Origin of the sequence: Plantactinospora sp. KLBMP9567 (assembly GCF_033446045.1) — a bacterium.
Taxonomy (GTDB): Bacteria; Actinomycetota; Actinomycetes; order Mycobacteriales; family Micromonosporaceae; genus Plantactinospora.
On the sequence record NZ_JAWQRR010000003.1, the window covers coordinates 58,274 to 72,863 of the forward strand.

Annotated in this window: 20 protein-coding genes and 2 pseudogenes; 11 read left to right on the top strand and 11 right to left on the bottom strand. The window is 71.2% G+C overall.

Translation table 11 applies throughout. The annotated features are described in order from the left end of the window. Nucleotides 1-21 precede the first annotated feature (21 nt). Both R6Y94_RS00970 and R6Y94_RS44965 read right to left on the bottom strand, forming a co-directional pair. Nucleotides 22-864, bottom strand: coding sequence for a S1 family peptidase (locus R6Y94_RS00970; RefSeq protein WP_318393801.1), 843 nt, complete (start codon nt 862-864; stop codon nt 22-24). Continuing rightward, nucleotides 759-1,265 (bottom strand): pyridoxamine 5'-phosphate oxidase family protein, encoded by a 507-nt coding sequence (locus tag R6Y94_RS44965; protein ID WP_412102666.1) that lies wholly within the window; start codon nt 1,263-1,265, stop codon nt 759-761. The genes R6Y94_RS00970 and R6Y94_RS44965 overlap by 106 nt, the downstream gene beginning before the upstream one ends. On the opposite strand from R6Y94_RS44965, the gene cpt reads away from it, so the two are divergent. Both cpt and R6Y94_RS00980 read left to right on the top strand, forming a co-directional pair. Further along, entirely contained in the window at nt 1,187-1,708 is a 522-nt protein-coding gene (cpt, locus tag R6Y94_RS00975) for a chloramphenicol phosphotransferase CPT (RefSeq protein WP_318393802.1), read from the top strand. The two genes, R6Y94_RS44965 and cpt, sit on opposite strands and share 79 nt — an antisense overlap. Nucleotides 1,709-1,767: 59 nt before the next feature. Next, nucleotides 1,768-2,664, top strand: a complete 897-nt coding sequence (locus R6Y94_RS00980) for a LysR family transcriptional regulator (protein ID WP_318393803.1) — start codon at nt 1,768-1,770, stop codon at nt 2,662-2,664. 223 nt (nt 2,665-2,887) lie between these two features. On the opposite strand, the gene R6Y94_RS00985 is transcribed toward R6Y94_RS00980, so the two are convergent. The 5 genes and pseudogenes from R6Y94_RS00985 to R6Y94_RS01005 form a co-directional block, all read right to left on the bottom strand. Then, on the bottom strand, nt 2,888-3,202 hold the full coding sequence (locus R6Y94_RS00985; protein ID WP_412102667.1) for an XdhC family protein: 315 nt from the start codon (nt 3,200-3,202) through the stop codon (nt 2,888-2,890). Then, entirely contained in the window at nt 3,196-4,158 is a 963-nt protein-coding gene (locus tag R6Y94_RS00990) for an XdhC family protein (RefSeq protein ID WP_318393805.1), read from the bottom strand. The genes R6Y94_RS00985 and R6Y94_RS00990 overlap by 7 nt, the downstream gene beginning before the upstream one ends. 22 nt (nt 4,159-4,180) lie before the next feature. After that, nucleotides 4,181-4,492: pseudogene (locus tag R6Y94_RS00995) on the bottom strand (molybdopterin cofactor-binding domain-containing protein); the annotation flags it as partial. Between the two features lie 552 nt (nt 4,493-5,044). After that, nucleotides 5,045-5,569, bottom strand: coding sequence for a MarR family transcriptional regulator (locus R6Y94_RS01000; protein WP_318393806.1), 525 nt, complete (start codon nt 5,567-5,569; stop codon nt 5,045-5,047). Nucleotides 5,570-5,719: 150 nt separating this feature from the next. Continuing rightward, nucleotides 5,720-6,760 carry an SDR family oxidoreductase gene (locus tag R6Y94_RS01005; protein WP_318393807.1) on the bottom strand — a complete coding sequence of 347 codons (1,041 nt, stop codon included), beginning with the start codon at nt 6,758-6,760 and terminating at the stop codon, nt 5,720-5,722. A 197-nt stretch (nt 6,761-6,957) separates the two neighbouring features. Here R6Y94_RS01005 and R6Y94_RS01010 point away from each other — a divergent pair, with 197 nt between their 5' ends. The 5 genes and pseudogenes from R6Y94_RS01010 to R6Y94_RS01030 all read left to right on the top strand — a co-directional run bounded on the left by R6Y94_RS01010 (nt 6,958) and on the right by R6Y94_RS01030 (nt 8,746). Next, entirely contained in the window at nt 6,958-7,197 is a 240-nt protein-coding gene (locus R6Y94_RS01010; RefSeq protein ID WP_318393808.1) for a hypothetical protein, read from the top strand. A gap of 104 nt (nt 7,198-7,301) precedes the next feature. Further along, on the top strand, nt 7,302-7,613 hold the full coding sequence (locus tag R6Y94_RS01015) for a transposase (protein ID WP_318393809.1): 312 nt from the start codon (nt 7,302-7,304) through the stop codon (nt 7,611-7,613). Beyond that, nucleotides 7,604-8,323, top strand: a pseudogene (locus R6Y94_RS01020) (IS3 family transposase); the annotation flags it as partial. The gene R6Y94_RS01015 and the pseudogene R6Y94_RS01020, both read left to right, overlap by 10 nt. Further along, nucleotides 8,299-8,535: an IS3 family transposase gene (locus R6Y94_RS01025; RefSeq protein ID WP_318393810.1), complete on the top strand. Its 237-nt coding sequence runs from the start codon at nt 8,299-8,301 to the stop codon at nt 8,533-8,535. The pseudogene R6Y94_RS01020 and the gene R6Y94_RS01025, both read left to right, overlap by 25 nt. Before the next feature lie 31 nt (nt 8,536-8,566). Next, nucleotides 8,567-8,746: a hypothetical protein gene (locus R6Y94_RS01030; protein ID WP_318393811.1), complete on the top strand. Its 180-nt coding sequence runs from the start codon at nt 8,567-8,569 to the stop codon at nt 8,744-8,746. Nucleotides 8,747-8,823: 77 nt separating this feature from the next. On the opposite strand, the gene R6Y94_RS01035 is transcribed toward R6Y94_RS01030, so the two are convergent. Together R6Y94_RS01035 and R6Y94_RS01040 are read right to left on the bottom strand one after the other, a co-directional pair. Further along, nucleotides 8,824-9,099, bottom strand: coding sequence for a hypothetical protein (locus tag R6Y94_RS01035; protein WP_318393812.1), 276 nt, complete (start codon nt 9,097-9,099; stop codon nt 8,824-8,826). Nucleotides 9,100-9,322: 223 nt separating this feature from the next. Then, on the bottom strand, nt 9,323-10,123 hold the full coding sequence (locus tag R6Y94_RS01040; protein ID WP_318393813.1) for a TetR/AcrR family transcriptional regulator: 801 nt from the start codon (nt 10,121-10,123) through the stop codon (nt 9,323-9,325). Between the two features lie 86 nt (nt 10,124-10,209). Between R6Y94_RS01040 and R6Y94_RS01045 the strand changes: the two genes are divergently transcribed. Beyond that, nucleotides 10,210-11,220 carry an ATP-binding cassette domain-containing protein gene (locus tag R6Y94_RS01045; RefSeq protein WP_318393814.1) on the top strand — a complete coding sequence of 337 codons (1,011 nt, stop codon included), beginning with the start codon at nt 10,210-10,212 and terminating at the stop codon, nt 11,218-11,220. Next, nucleotides 11,217-12,059, top strand: coding sequence for an ABC transporter permease (locus tag R6Y94_RS01050; protein ID WP_318393815.1), 843 nt, complete (start codon nt 11,217-11,219; stop codon nt 12,057-12,059). The genes R6Y94_RS01045 and R6Y94_RS01050 overlap by 4 nt, the downstream gene beginning before the upstream one ends. Before the next feature lie 17 nt (nt 12,060-12,076). Here R6Y94_RS01050 and R6Y94_RS01055 read toward each other — a convergent pair whose 3' ends face one another. Continuing rightward, nucleotides 12,077-12,424 carry a nitroreductase family deazaflavin-dependent oxidoreductase gene (locus tag R6Y94_RS01055; RefSeq protein ID WP_318393816.1) on the bottom strand — a complete coding sequence of 116 codons (348 nt, stop codon included), beginning with the start codon at nt 12,422-12,424 and terminating at the stop codon, nt 12,077-12,079. Nucleotides 12,425-12,649: 225 nt separating this feature from the next. On the opposite strand from R6Y94_RS01055, the gene R6Y94_RS01060 reads away from it, so the two are divergent. Continuing rightward, nucleotides 12,650-13,264: a TetR/AcrR family transcriptional regulator gene (locus R6Y94_RS01060; protein WP_318393817.1), complete on the top strand. Its 615-nt coding sequence runs from the start codon at nt 12,650-12,652 to the stop codon at nt 13,262-13,264. Between the two features lie 120 nt (nt 13,265-13,384). Beyond that, nucleotides 13,385-13,792, top strand: coding sequence for a GntR family transcriptional regulator (locus tag R6Y94_RS01065; RefSeq protein WP_318393818.1), 408 nt, complete (start codon nt 13,385-13,387; stop codon nt 13,790-13,792). Nucleotides 13,793-13,832: 40 nt separating this feature from the next. Here the strand turns inward: R6Y94_RS01065 and R6Y94_RS01070 are convergent, their stop codons facing one another. Continuing rightward, complete coding sequence (locus tag R6Y94_RS01070; protein WP_318393819.1) at nt 13,833-14,561, bottom strand: GntR family transcriptional regulator; 729 nt, start codon at nt 14,559-14,561, stop codon at nt 13,833-13,835. Nucleotides 14,562-14,590: the final 29 nt, after the last annotated feature.

Below are 14,590 nucleotides of genomic sequence, written 5' to 3' on the forward strand. Positions count from 1 at the left end.
ACTCTTGGAGCGGAGAGAAGGTCAAGGGATGGTGACGCCGTACGCGGCCAAAATCTCCATGATCGGCTGGTAGTACGTCGTCCCACCGGTGGTGCAGTTGCCGCTGCCTCCGGAGAGGATGCCAAGGATGGTGCCGGTCGACGCGGAGTAGAGCGGGCCGCCGCTGTCGCCCGGCTCGGCGCAGATGTTGGTGCGGATGAGCCCGAAGACGGTGCCCTCGGCGTAGTTCACGGTCTGGTTGAGGCCGGTCACCGTGCCGCAGCGCACGCCGGTGGTGGCTCCGCTGCGGCAGACGGCCTGACCGACGTACGCGTTACCGGCGCCGGTGATCGGCAGCAGTTGCGGGTAGGTGTAGACCGCGCTGGGATGGCTGATCGTACCGGTGTAGCGCACGATGCCGTAGTCGTTGCCGGGGAAGCTGCTGCCGGTGTTGGGGCCGAGCGGGATCGTCCGGCTGCTGTCGGCGTACCAGGTCGAGGCGGCCCGGGTGCAGTGCCCGGCGGTGACGAAGTAGTACGTGCCGCTGGCGCGTACGTTGGCGCCGAGGGAGCAGCGGCCGGCGCCGCCGTAAATGGCTTGTCCGCCGGCGATGAGTAGGCGTAGGCGGCCGGGTTCCCGGCGGAACACCGCTCCGGAGCGCTCGGCGACGACGCGCAGTACGCGGGCCTGGGCGTTGTCGACCGACTCGTCGACGGTGAGGGTGGTCCGGCCGGTCGCCGGGTCGACACCCCACGCGGTTCCGGCGGTCCGTATCTCGGTTACGGTGGCCGGACCCTGCGAGGAACTGCCGTGCTCGCCTGCGGTGGCCGGGGCGGCGGGCAGCAGTGCGGTGAGCGTGAGGACGAGGACCGGTACGAGGTGCATCCCGCAAACCCCCGATTGTCGGCTGTCGATGTACAGCCAGGATCCGTCCTCGCCGCTGTGGTTTCAAGTCCTCGGCACGGGATCAAGGTCCGCCGTCCTTTACCCGGCCGCCGACGATGCGTCACCTCGACGGTGGCGTTGTTGCGGATCCGCTCGACGTTCCCGCTGTTCCGCTGGGTGAGTACGAGCAATTCCCCCCCGTCGGCGACGAGTCCCACCGGGGTCGGAACGGGGCGGCCGTCCCGACGGTAGGTGGTCCGCCACGAGAAGCCGGTGATGCCCGGGGGAGTAGCGGCTCTATCGTGGCCTGGTGACAACTCAGGTGATCGTGCTGAACGGCGGATCGAGCTCGGGTAAGTCGGGAATCGCCCGGTGCCTGCAGGCGGTCCTACCAGATCCATGGCTTGTCATCGGGGTCGACACGCTGATCGATGCGATGCCCGCATCCATGCAGACCACGGATGCGGGCATCGAGTTCACTTCGGATGGCGGGGTGAAAGTCGGGCCGGAGTTCCGGTTGCTTCAGACGGCGTGGATGGCGGGAGTCGCTGCGATGGTCCGGGCCGGCGCCCGGGTCATCCTCGACGAGGTTTTCCTCGGCGGAAGGGGGTCGCAGCAGCTCTGGCAGAAGGTTCTCGCCGGACTGGACGTGTTCTGGGTCGGCGTCCGGTGCGAGGCTCCGGTCGCCGCGGGCCGTGAGGTCGCCCGGGGAGACCGGGTCCAGGGAATGGCCGTGTCGCAGGCGGAGATGGTGCACCAGGGCGTCCTCTACGACCTTGAGGTGGACACTACACATACCGCGTCCCTGGCGTGTGCGCGGACCATCGCCGCACGGCTCAGGTGATCTGGTCCGGACAGCCGGTGTGAGCATCCCCGGCGAGGCCGCCGAGATACCTTACGGCAATGCCGATCGAACTGCGCCTCATCCGGTACGTGATCGCGGTTGCCGAGGCGGGCGGCTTCGAGGCTGCCGCTGAGCGACTGCACATGACCCAGCCGCCGTTGAGCCGGCAGATCCGGGAGCTGGAGCGGCAGCTCGGCGTCGACCTGTTCCATCGCCGGCCCACCCGACTGACCGAGGCGGGCCGGGTCTTCGTCGAATCCGCCCGCGAACTCCTGATCGGGGCCGAGCGGACCGTGGAGCGGACCCGCCGCGCCGGCCGGGCCGAGGGTGGGCAGGTACGCGTCGGTTACACCGTGACCACGGCCTTTGAGGAGATGCCGAAGCTGTTCGCCGCGATGCGTGACCGGCACCCGGGGATCCGGCTCGACGCGCGGGAGGCATGGGACGTCGATCTCAGCACCGCGCTGCACGAGGGCGAACTCGACGTCGTGCTGGGCCGGCATCTCCCCGTGCCGACCACGTACCAGCGGACCCGACTGCGTCCTGATCCGTACGCCGTCGTGGTCGGCGCCGGGCATCGACTCGCACGGCGACGTACGGTCGCGCTCAGCGACCTCCGCAGGGAGACCCTGCTCTTCTTCCCGCGCCGGCTCGTGCCGCACTACCACGACACCGTGCTGGCCGCGCTGCGCAGCAGCGGCGAGATCTTCGACGTCTGGGAGAACCCGCTGCCGGGCCTGCGTAACCTCAACCTCAACCTGCGCGACCAGGGGTTCATGTTTCTGCCCTGGTCGCTCGGGCGGCAACTGCCCAACGGGGTTGCCTGCCTTCCCACCGCCGACGAGTTGCCGACGATCGACCTTGAGATCGCCTGGCGACGGCACCCGTCACCGCCGGTACGTGCACTGGTCGACACCGCCCGTCAGCTCGCCCGCCGGGAACGCTGGACGTCCTGAGCGGTCCGTTGGCCGGGGCGGTGATCGTCCATCCCACCGTGGCCGGGGTCGCCGCGCAGGCGCACCGTCCGGACGTGGTCGCGCTGCCGTTACGAGGCCTGCCGGCGGCCGCGAGCGCCCTGGTCCGGACGACGCTCCAGCAGAATCCGGCCATCCTCGCCTTCACGGAGGTGGCCAGAAGATTCGCACCACCGTTGCTGATCCGCCCCGCGTTGGTCGCGGGTCAGGTGGTGCTGGCGGGTTGGCGGTGGATGGGGCCGGTGCCGAGGCTGAGCCGGCCGGTCGTACCACCCCGGGCCAGCGCGATGATCTCGGCCGCGATGCTGACCGCGGTCGCCTCCGGGGTCCGGGCGCCCAGGTCCAGGCCGGTCGGGGCGGCGAGCCGGGCCAGCGACTCGGCCGGTACCCCCGCAGCCCGCAGCCGGCGTAGCCGGTCGGCCTGGGTCCGGCGCGAACCGAGTGCGCCGAGGTAGGACAGCGGCAGCCGCAGGGCCACCTCCAGCAGCGGTACGTCGAACTTCGCGTCGTGGGTCAGCACGCACACCGCCGTCCGGTCGTCGATCCGGCCGGCCGCCGCCTCCGCCTCGAGGTACCGGTGCGGCCAGGCCACCACACCTCGTCGGCGTCGGGGAACCGCGCCTCGGTCGCGAACAGCGGGCGGGCGTCGCAGACGGTCACCCGGTAGCCCAGGAACGCGCCGATCCGGGCCACCGCGGCGGCGAAGTCGATCGCGCCGAAGACCAGCATCCGGGGTGGCGGGGCGAAGCTGGACACGAAGACCCGCCAGCTCTCGCCGCCCGGCCCGGTGCGGCACCGGCCGTCCGGCGAGTAGTCCAGCGGCCGACTGCCGCCCTCGGCGAGCAGTGTCCGTGCGTCGGCGAGCACGGACCGGTCCAGCGTGGCGGCGCCGAGCGTGCCCGAGTGCCGGTCCGGCCAGACCACCAACCGTCGTGCCGGCACCGAGCCGAGCATCGGCTCCGCCGACTCGGAACTGGCCGACTGGGCCGGCGTTCCGCCGCCGGTCGCGCCGACCGGCCGGCCGGTGGTCGTTGCGTCGCCGGTCGCCCCGGCCGGCCCGCCGACAGGTGTTTTCGACCGGGGGACTGCGACGCAGGTGGCGATGGCGACCGGCCGGCCGGCGGCGACGTCCCGGGCCACCTCGCCCAGTTCGGGAAACGACACCGGATCCACCCGCTCGACGAAGACGTCCAGGTCGCCGCCGCAGGTCAGGCCGACCGCCAGCGCGTCGTCGTCGGCCACGCCGTACCGCTGGAGCGATGGCCGGCCGGTCCGTACCGCCTCGGCGGCAAGTTCGTACACCGCCGCCTCCACGCAACCGCCGGAGACGCTGCCGACCGCCGAGCCGTCCGGACCTGCCAGCAGGGCGGCGCCGGGCAGCCGGGGCGCCGACCGCCAGGCACCGACCACGGTGGCCAGCCCGACCGGCTCTCCCCGGCGCCACCAGCCGGCCAGCTCCGTCAGTACCTCTCGCACGGCGTCACCACCGTCCGCCGGGTCACCGCCACCCGGCCAGCACCTTGTCCGGGGTGATCGGGAACTCCCGTACCCGATGCCCGGTGACGTGGTAGACGGCGTTGGCGATGGCCGCACTGGCGCCGGTCGCGGTCACCTCGCCCAGGCCCCGGGCGCCCAGTGCGTTCGCCTCCGGCGCCGGCTTGTCCACGAAGACCACGTCGATGTCCGGCACGTCGGCCTCCACCGGCACCAGATAGCCGGCCAGGTTCGCGGTGACGATCCGGCCGTGCCGGCGGTCGACCAGGGTGTGCTCGGTCAGCGCCGCGCCGATCGCCCAGACCGCGCCGCCGAGTGCCTGGCTGCGGGTCGGCGAACGACTCGGCCCAGTCGGCCAGCCGGCCGTGCTGGGCCGCCCCGGCCGCCTCGCGGACGGCGGTGCCCAGCGCGTCGGGGGCGATCCGACGGCGCCACTCCGGCTCGACCGCGACGGCGGCGACCCGACCCTCGGCGTCCACCATGACCGTCACCGTCCCGGTGCCGTCGGAGCCGTCCCAACTCCCGTCCGGTCGGGTCACCGCCTCGATCCGCTGAGCCAGGACGTCCGCCCGCTGCCAGAGTTCCGTCAGCCGTCCCACCGGGTCGTCGTGCATCGGGTACCTCGTCACCTGTCGACCTGCCGGCACGGCGTCCGGGTCGGACCCGCCGTGTTGCGGTCGCCCGTGCGCTGCCGTCCCGGCAAGTGGGGGATGCGACCGGGGACCGGCGCCCCGAAGGTACGGAGTTGTGGTTAACGACCGGCTAATGCCTCGGTCATGGGTTGAATTCCTTTTCTTCCGGCTTTCCGCACCGTTGCCTACCGTGCCGGATCGCCGGCCGCGCGCCGCCGCCGGACCGGTCGCACCGGTCAGCCGGCATCCGCGGCGGGTCTCGATCCTCCGCCGGCAGCACCGCCGACCGGGTGCGTCGCGGCCCCCGCCCGGCGGGCCGCGTCGTTCGCGGCGAGGACTCGGCCCAGCAGCCCCACCAGGGTTTTCCGCTCGGCGGGCGACAGGGTCCGCAGGAAGTCTTCCTGGGACTCCCGGGCGACCGGCCGCAACCGCCGGATGAGGTTGCGGCCGGTCGCCGTCAGCGTGATCCGGTGGCGCCGCCGGTCGGCCGGGTCCGGGGCGCGGGACAGCAGCCGACGGCCTTCCAGATGGTCGATCCGGCCGACCAGATGACTCTTGTCCAGGTCAAGCGAGTCGGCCAGCTGTTGCTGGGACAGCGGGCCGAAGTCGTCCAGCGCGGTCAGGATGGCGTGGTGCTCCAGCACCAGATCGTGCTCCTGGAGTACGCGTTCGAGGTGGCGCCGCCCGAACCGGGACACCTGGGAGGCGAGGTAGGAGGGGAGCGCGAGCAGCGACGGCGGACGGGGGCCGGAGCCTGGCATCGGCCCAAGCTACCAGTGGCCATCCGCCACCGGCCGGCGTCGCCACGGCACGGCGGTCGTAGCCGCCGACCGGCATCCCGGACGGTGCGGCCGGCGGCCGTGGCCACGATCCGGTCGGCCGGGTCCGGTGCCCGCGCCGGGACCCGCCGGTCAACGCGTCGGCGGGGGAGCGGTGGCCAGGTCGGCGAAGCCGGCCGCCTCCAGTACGGCGGTCTGCACGCCCGCGGCCACGCTGTTCAGCTCGCCGAGGAAGCCGTCCAGACCCGGCCCGAGCACCCGGACCGGACGCTGGCCGCGTGCGGTGTCGACGATCGTGGCGACGGCGTCGGCCACCTCCTGCGGGTCCGCCGTGGAGTCCTCGACCAGGTGGGACTCGGCCCGGCGGGCGAGGTCACCGTACTCCGCCAGGCGGCGGGCGTCGGCCGGGCTCAGGTCACGCAGGTAGCGCCGGTAGTAGGCCACCCCGTTGGGGTCCACGAAGTCCGTCGAGTAGGCACCCGGCTCCAGGATCACCACGTCGACGCCGAACCGGGAGACCTCGTACCGGGTCGCCTCGGTCATCGCCTCCAACGCCCACTTCGCCCCGCAGTACGTGGCGAGGAACGGGAAGACGAAGCGGCCGAGTGCGGTGGTGACCTGGACGACCAGGCCGTCGCGCTGGGCGCGCATCGCCGGGAGCACGGCGCGGTTCATCCTGAGGTGGCCGAAGAGGTTCGTCTCGAAGGTGCGCTGCACGTCGGCCGCGGTCATCGTCTCGAGTACGCCGGGACAGACCGTGCCGGCGTTGTTGACCAGTACGTCGATCCGCCCGGCCCGCCGCCGGACCTGGTCCACGCCGCTCTGGACCGACCGGTCGTCCCGGACGTCGATGTCGACCACCTCCAGGGAGAGCCGCTCGCGGTGCGCCGCCGTACGCAGTTCGCCGGCGGAGCGCGCGTTGGCCCGGGTCGACTCGCGCATCGAGGCGAACACCCGGTGTCCCGCCCGGGCCAGGGTGAGCGCGGTCAGCCTTCCGAAGCCGCTGCTGGTACCCGTGATCAGGGCGACCTTCTGACCCGGCCGGCCGACGGCCGGGGTGTCCTGCCCGGCGGCAGTTGCCGCGTCGGGCAGGGCGCCGACTCCGGCCGTGGCACCCAGCGCCGCGGCGGCGCCGAGCACGCTCCGACGGGTGATCTGCTGTGGATCGGTCACGACTACTCCTCCAGACAGTTGCGGCCCGCAACAGTTGCGAAGCGCTACTTCCGCGAGTGAAGCAGCAGCCACCGAAAGACGACCGAAGGACGTGTCGAGCAATCCGGGAGCGCCGGCCGTGGGTCGGGACAGGGACCCTGCTGGCGAGGCAGGCCGGCCCGACGCTGTGCCGCAACACGGCGGAGGCGCCGCTACACGTGCCGGCGCGGTTCACCGTCAGCGGGGCGGTGACCTGTGAGCGGGCCGGGCGCATCGTGACGGACTACTACCTACGGGTGGAGGAGTCGGCGGAGGTGGCGACCCCGCCGGCCGACGGGTGGCGGCAGACCGTCGACGGTTGGCAGTGCCGTACGACCTGGAACTGGCGTACGGATCCGGACGCGCTGGAGGGCACCTGTACGGCCGGGTCCGACCGGATCGCGATCAGCCGGGACTGACTCCTGCCCACGCGCAGGGCAGCGCGAGCGGAGCCCACTGAGGTTCCCCCGGTAGCTCGGAGGCTTTCGATCATGGTCTGATAGACCTTGACCAGGAGGTTTTCGTGCCCGCCCCTCGCAAGTACCCGGACGAGCTGCGCCAGCGTGCGGTGCGGCTCTACCGGGAGTCCGACCCCAAGCCGGTGATCAAGCGCCTGGCCGAGCAACTCGGCGTGCATCCCGAAGCGCTGCGCAACTGGATCCGCCAGGACCAGACCGATCACGGTGAGCGCTTCGACCAGCCCACCACCGCCGAGGCCGAGGAACTACGCCGGCTCCGCAAAGAGAATGCCGAGCTGCGCAGAGCCAACGAGATCTTGAAAGCCGCCAGCGCTTTTTTCGCCTCGGAACTCGACCCGACCCGGCGACGGTCATGACGCTCGTTAACGAGTTGTGCGGCCGCTTCGGGGTCGAGCCCATCCTCCGGGTCCTCAACGTCGCCCCATCGACCTACTACGGCTGGGTCGCCCGCGACCGCCATCCCAGCCAGCGTGAGGTCGAAGACCGCGGTCTGCTGACCGAGATCGTCGAGGTTCACGAGCGGTCCGGGCAGACCTACGGCAGCCCGCGGGTGCATGCCACCCTGGCCCGGCGCGGCATCCGTGTCGGCCGCAAGCGCGTCGAGCGGCTGATGCGCGAACACGACCTGGCCGGCGCGTTCCTGCGCCGCGGCTGGCGCGGCGGCTCCACCCGCCAGAACCCGAAGGCGGCCCCGGCACCGGACCTGGTCAACCGGGACTTCACCGCCCAGGGCCCGAACCGGCTGTGGGTCGCCGACGCCACCCGCATCGTCACCGGCCAGGGCGTGCTGTGGTTGGCAGCCGTGCGCGACGCGTTCTCCAACCGCATCGTCGGCTGGAAGACGTCCGACCGATGCAACACCGACCTCGTCCTCGCCGCCCTCGAGTACGGCATCTGGTCACGCGACGTCCGCGACGGGCAGCTGATCCACCACAGCGACCGCGCTCGACCTACACCTCGATTCGCTTCACGGAACGCCTGGCGGACAACGGAATCCTGCCCTCGATGGGATCCGTCGGCGACTCCTACGACAACGCGCTCATGGAGAACTTCTTCTCCACCCTGAAGATCGAACTTGTCTATCGGTGCTCATGGCGCACCCGCGACGAGGCCGAGAACGCGATCTTCACCTACATCGACGGCTGGTACAACCGGGAACGCATCCAGAAGGACCTCGGCTGGCTCTCACCCGACGAATACAAGGCCGTCTGGTACGCAAAGAACATCGATACAACCGACCCGACTACCCTCGACCCCGAACTGGCCCCCGCCAGCTAAACCACTCTCCGGGTTATCGGGGGAACCTCAGGTGCCACTGCTGGACCTGGCGATGCTGGTCGTCTGGCTGGGAAACTACGTGGAGATCGCGGGCGCCTGGCGCGGGTGGCGGACGTCGGCGGACGAGGTACTGGCCGCTGCCGACGAGCGCGGCGCGGCCGCGTACGCCCGGACCGGCCTGTTCGTCGCACTCGGGGGCGTTTCGGCGTAGTCCTCACCCGGTGCGGGAATCCTCGGCCGCCCGGCCGGAACGGTACTGACGACTCCGGGGACCCGCCGCTGTCCGGGTTAGGTGGCGGCGTTGTCGTCGCGGATCAGAAGCCGGTACTTTCCCGACGCGAGGAGGCGCCGGACTTCGGCGACCGTCTGCACGGCGTCGAGCCCGGTGCTGTCGACGACATGGTCCTCAAGTACTCCGAGCTGTGCGAATGCACCATGCAGGCCGGTGACCGCCTCGGCATCCTTCAGTTCCTCGCCGCTGCGCGCCTGTGCGCGGGACAACGTGGTGTGCAGGTCGGGTCTGAGGAATACGTAGGACACCGCCAGGCCGTCCCGCTCTGCCATCTTCCGAAACGGCGGCAGGAACCATGGCCCGAGTATGCCGTCGACAACGACGTCGTAGCCGCTGTCATCCCGGCACCGGGTGGGCCGGTCAAGATGATCACTTCACCACTCATGGTCACGGACACTAGCCGCGCGACCTCGCAAGATGCAGTCTTGTCCTCTCAGCCCGCTTCCGCCGCCCGCCGCGTACGCCGGCTCTGACCCCGGGCATCTTCCTGCCGAGTCATGAGCAGCCGGCGGACCCATCGACCTCCGTCGGGTCGGACGCCGGGGCCGAGCGGCGGGCGGCGAACAGTGCGGCGAAGCCGTCGAGTAGGCAGTGCAGGCCGAATTCGAAGGTCTCGTCCCAGCCGGTGTCGAACGCGTCCGCGCTGAGTGCGGCCATCGCCGGGTAGTCGCCTGAGGCCATGGCCCGCTCCAGCACCGGCAGGTGCTGGCTCCAGAACTCCTCGTCGCTGACCCCGCTCTCCTCGGCCGCGGCGTCGTACAGGATCCGGTGCCGGGCGTAGCCGGTGACGAAGCCGTCGAGTGTGATCATCACACCGATCCGCTCCTGGCTGGTGAGGCCGAGACCGGTCAGCGCGGCGACGACGATCTCGGCCCCGGCGAGGCTGTTCGGGCCCATCACCGGCCGGGTCCAGTTGACCTGGAGCAGCCAGGGGTGCGCCAGGTGCAGCCGGTAGGAGTCGTGGGCCACCGCCGTCAGCAGTTCCCGCCAGCCCTTGTCCGCGGCCCGGACCGCCTCGTCGCCGGGCCCGCTGACCCTGTCCAGCATCAGCGCGAGGAGTTCCGCCTTGCCGGGGACGTACCGGTACAGCGTCATTGTGCCGACCCCGAGTTCGGCGGCCACCCGCCGCATGGAGATGGCGGCGGTGCCCTCCCGGTCGGCGGCCGCGATCGCCGCGTCGACGATCTTGTCCAGGGTCAGGGTCGGTTTCGGGCCACGGGCGGGGCGCTCGTCGGCGCCCCAGAGGAGTTCGATGCTGCGTCGCAACTGCTCGGTGGGGGTGAACTCGCTCGTCATGGTGCCGTCAGCTTACAAGTCGGTTGTGCTCTGGGTACAGCGTACGCTAATCTCCGTACACCGTACCCAGTCTAGGGAGGGTTCCCTTGCCCACTTCTGACTACGTCGTCTTCACCGAGGGATTGCAGAAGCGATATCGCGACACCCAGGCACTGGCCGGGCTGGACCTCGCCGTGCCGCGCGGTCTGGTCTACGGCCTGCTCGGCCCCAACGGCGCGGGCAAGACCACCGCCGTGCGCATCCTGTGCACGCTGCTCCGGCCGGACGGCGGGCGCGCCGAGGTCGCCGGCTACGACGTACGGACCCAGCCCCGCCTGGTACGCCGCCGCATCGGCCTGACCGGGCAGAACACCGCGGTCGACGACAACATCAGTGCCCGGCAGAACCTGGTGATGTTCGGCCGCCTGTTCCACATCGGCGCGGCCGCCGCCCGGCAACGGGCCCAGGAACTGCTGGAGCAGTTCGGCCTCTCGCACGCGGCGGACAGGACGCCGAAGAAGTTCTCGGGTGGGATGCGACGCCGGCTCGACCTCGCGTCCAGCATGATCCTCGCCCCTGACGTGCTGTTTCTCGACGAGCCCACCACCGGGCTGGACCCTGCCGGGCGACGCGAGGTGTGGCAGGCGGTGGGCGAGTTGGCCTCGCGCGGCACCACGGTGGTGCTCACCACCCACTACCTCGACGAGGCGGACCGGCTCTGCGACCGGATCGGGGTCATCGACCACGGCAGGAACCTCGTCGAGGACACCCCGAGCGGGTTGAAACGCCGGATCGGCAACGAACGACTCGAGGTCGTCGCGGCCGAGCCGGCCGACCTGCCGACGATCGGCGCGCTCGCGGACAAGGTCGCGGCCACCGGGCGTACGGCCACGGTGGACGACGCCGTACTGGCGGTCAGCGTCCCGGTCGACAACGGCGTGGCCGCGTTGACCGAGGTCGCCGCCGAGCTGCGCCAGCGGGGCATCGCCGTGGCCGACCTGGGACTGCGGCGTCCCACCCTGGACGAGGCCTTCCTGCACCTGACCCAAGAACGCCGGGATTCCGGCGCGCACACCGACGAGATGCGTCCGACCGCGCACCTGGAGGCCAGCAGATGACGACGATCCACCTCGCGCCGGATCCCAGTGACACCCTCGGCAGCCGGATCAGGTGGGCGGCCGTCGACTGCTGGACCATCCTGATCCAGGAGATGGTGCACCTCGTCCGGCAGCCCTCCAACTTCGCCTGGCAGCTCGGCTTTCCGATCGTCATGGTGCTGATGTTCGTCTACGTCTTCGGCAGCGCCATGGACGTCTCGGGGCAGGGTGCTGGAGCCGGCTACCTGGAGTTCGCCATGCCCGGTCTCTTCGCCATGACGATGGCCTTCGGCTTCATGAACACCGCCTTCGCGGTAACCATGATCAAGGAACGGGGCTTCATCGACCGCTTCCGGTCCATGCCGATGGCCTCGTCCGCAGTGGTCACCGGCCGTGGCCTGGCCGACGTCATCCACGCCACGGTGGATCTGGCCATCCTGGTCGTCATCGCGCTGGTCCTCGGCTGGCGCCCCGGCGGCAGTCTCGCCGCGACCCTGACCGCCTTCGCGCTGCTGCTGTGGCTGCGTACGGCCCTCATCTTCGTCGGAATCCAACTCGGGTTGATGCTGAAGAACACCGAGGCGGCCGGGAACCTGTTCGCGCTCGCCTTCCCGTTCGGCATGGTCTCCTCGGTCTTCGCGCCACCGGACCTGATGCCGGGCTGGCTCGGCGCGGTCGCCGCCTGGAATCCGGTCTCCTCCACCGCCGGGGCGATCCGGGACCTGTTCCAGTCCCCGGCGGTGGCCAGCGGCTACTGGATCGAGGAGCACGCCGTCACCACTGCCGTGCTCTGGCCGGCGGTCATCACCGCGATCTTCCTGCCCCTGGCGGTACGCCAGTACCAGCGTCTCAGCCGCTGACCACGAGCACCGACCGGTCAGCCCGCGACGAGGTCCATGCGGAGGAACTCGGTGATGCGCAGCAGCTTGGGCGGGCGTGCCACGTCGGCGGGGAGGCACTGGAACGCCTCGTCTTCCCCGACGAGGCGTGGGGCGGTGAGTTCCACCTCCCTCCCCGCGACGCGGAGCCGCGCACCGCCGGCGGCCAGGACGTTCTGCACCCAGTCCGAGCGTGATCCGTACACCAGAATGAACAGGTAGCCGCCGTCGACCGGGTAGGCGTCGAGCGGCGTGCGGTACGTCGCGCCGGAGAAGCGACCGAGGTGAGTCAGCACCGGCCACTTCCCGCCCGCGATCGCCCGAGGGTTGAACAGCCGCTTGTTCACCTGCCCCCACCACCTCGGCATCGGCATCGGGATCTCCTCTCGCCGGGAAGGGCACGTCGTGGGCCGGGGTTCGTCGCACTTCCGGCGGGGTGCACACCTCGGCGGACTTACACTCGTAAGGCTGACTTACGCGTGTAAGCTTGTCAACCCGCCCGTACGCCTGGAGCCGTCGTGTCACCACCGTCGCCAGCACCGCCGCCACGGCAACCGCTCAGCCGAGGAGGCGTGCTGGACGCCGCCATCCGGGTCGCGGATCGCGGCGGCGTGCCAGCGATCACGATGCGACGGGTGGCGCAGGAACTGGGCGTAGAGGCGATGTCGCTCTACCACCACGTACCGAACAAGGACGCGATCCTCGACGGCGTGGTCGATGTGGTGTTCGCGGCGATCACGCTACCCAGCGCCGAGTGCGGCGACTGGCGCCCCGCGATCCGCGCCCGCGCCGCCTCCGCGCGTGCGGTCCTGTCGCGGCACAGCTGGGCTCTCGGCCTGATGGACTCCCGTCGCAACCCGGGGCCGGCGACGCTACGCCACCACGACGCCGTGCTCGGCGTCCTCCGGCAGGCGGGGTTCACGCTGCCGATGGCCGCGCACGCTGTCTCGCTCATCGACAGCTACATCAGCGGGTTCGTCCTCCAGGAGGCGAACCTGCCGGTGGCGACGCCGGACGATGTCGAGGAAGTGGCCGGCAGCATCCTCGAACGCCTACCGGCGGGCGAGTTGCCGTACCTCACGGAGATGATCGTCGACCACGGCCTGCGGGCGGGCTACGATCCCGCGCAGGAGTTCGGCTACGGCCTCGACCTGATCCTGGACGCGCTCGAAGCGCGCCGGAGGTAGGACTCGCGCTCGGCACCGTCTACGACAGCGGCGTCGGGGTGGGGCTGCCGCCGACGCCGGCACCGTGGCGCGGAACATGGCGTATTGTCCTGCGACAACGGTTGCTACCTGAGCGGGGGCATGGTGGGCAGAGGCTCGTCGGGTGCGGGACCGGGGATCGTCATCGACGCGTCCTCGCCGGTGCCGCCGTTCGAGCAGTTGCGTGTGCAGTTCGCCCGGCAGATCCAGGATCACACCCTGGTCGTCGGCGCCCGCCTGCCGCCGATCCGCCAGCTCGCCACCGACCTCGACCTGGCCGCTAACACGGTGGCCAGGACCTACCGGGAGTTGGAGGAGGCGGGACTGATCGAGACCCGGGGCCGGGCCGGCTCCTTCGTGTCGGCAGCCGGTGAGCAGGGGCGCGAACGCGCGCGACGCGCCGCTGCCGCGTACGCGGCCGTGGTCACCAGCGCCGGCATCGACCCGGACGAGGCTGTCCGGATCGTCCAGGCGGCGTTGACCACGGGTACGCCGGCCGCTGCCGGATGACCCCGTCGCCGACGGCCAACGTGCTGCCAGGGGGCGAGGCTCAGGCGCCCCGGGTGATCCGTAGGGTCAGCACGTCGGTCCGGACCGTGATGTGCCCGTGGAACAGCGCCAGCCCCTCGGCGTTGTAGCCGATCTGGGTGGCGCTGACCAGCGGGTGCCCGATCGGCACCTTGAGCCGTTCGACGGCCGCCTCGTCGGCGAGTACGGCGGCGAACTCGATCTCGGCCCGGCGTACCGGCATCCCGGTCGCGCCGGCCAGGAACTCGAACATGTCCAGGTCGATGCTGACCAGGCCGGACGGGTCGAGTTCGCGTTCGCCGACCCGCAGCGGCAGGTGGTCGCGGATCCAGGCCGCCGCGACGCCGTCGACGGCGAAGAGCCGGTCGACCCGCCAGACCGGTGAGCCGACGTCCAGCCCGAGGATCTTGGCGCAGTCGTCCGGGCACTCGGCCCGGCTCACCGCCGCGTCCTGGAGGGCGGGCCGGTGCCCGGAGGCGGTGATCCGGTCCCGCAGCGCGGTGACGTCGCCGATCGACACCGGTACCCGTTCGGCCGGCTCGCTGACGAAGGTGCCGACACCCCAGGTCCGGGTCAGTACGCCCTCGGCGGCGAGCTGGCCCAGCACCTCCCGTACGGTGGCCCGGCTGACCGCCAGCCGGTCGGCCAACTCCCGCTCGTTGGGCAGCTTGTCACCGGTCCGGAACTCGCTGCCGATCAGATCGCGCAGTTGGCCCTGCGCGGCCTGTAGCGCGGTCTCGCGCCGAGCCATCAACCCTCACCTCTTCGCTCCGCCGCGCC

What these genes read in the sequence shown, in the direction of transcription:
- R6Y94_RS00980 (WP_318393803.1), top strand. Translation starts at nt 1,768, where the DNA reads ATGCCGATCGAACTGCGCCTCATCCGGTACGTGATCGCGGTTGCCGAG.
- R6Y94_RS01050 (WP_318393815.1), top strand. Translation starts at nt 11,217, where the DNA reads ATGACGACGATCCACCTCGCGCCGGATCCCAGTGACACCCTCGGCAGC.
- R6Y94_RS01040 (WP_318393813.1), bottom strand. Translation starts at nt 10,123, where the DNA reads ATGACGAGCGAGTTCACCCCCACCGAGCAGTTGCGACGCAGCATCGAA.
- R6Y94_RS44965 (WP_412102666.1), bottom strand. Translation starts at nt 1,265, where the DNA reads ATGGATCTGGTAGGACCGCCTGCAGGCACCGGGCGATTCCCGACTTAC.
- R6Y94_RS01000 (WP_318393806.1), bottom strand. Translation starts at nt 5,569, where the DNA reads ATGCCAGGCTCCGGCCCCCGTCCGCCGTCGCTGCTCGCGCTCCCCTCC.
- R6Y94_RS01025 (WP_318393810.1), top strand. Translation starts at nt 8,299, where the DNA reads ATGGAGAACTTCTTCTCCACCCTGAAGATCGAACTTGTCTATCGGTGC.
- R6Y94_RS01065 (WP_318393818.1), top strand. Translation starts at nt 13,385, where the DNA reads ATGGTGGGCAGAGGCTCGTCGGGTGCGGGACCGGGGATCGTCATCGAC.
- R6Y94_RS01070 (WP_318393819.1), bottom strand. Translation starts at nt 14,561, where the DNA reads ATGGCTCGGCGCGAGACCGCGCTACAGGCCGCGCAGGGCCAACTGCGC.
- R6Y94_RS00970 (WP_318393801.1), bottom strand. Translation starts at nt 864, where the DNA reads ATGCACCTCGTACCGGTCCTCGTCCTCACGCTCACCGCACTGCTGCCC.
- R6Y94_RS01035 (WP_318393812.1), bottom strand. Translation starts at nt 9,099, where the DNA reads ATGGCAGAGCGGGACGGCCTGGCGGTGTCCTACGTATTCCTCAGACCC.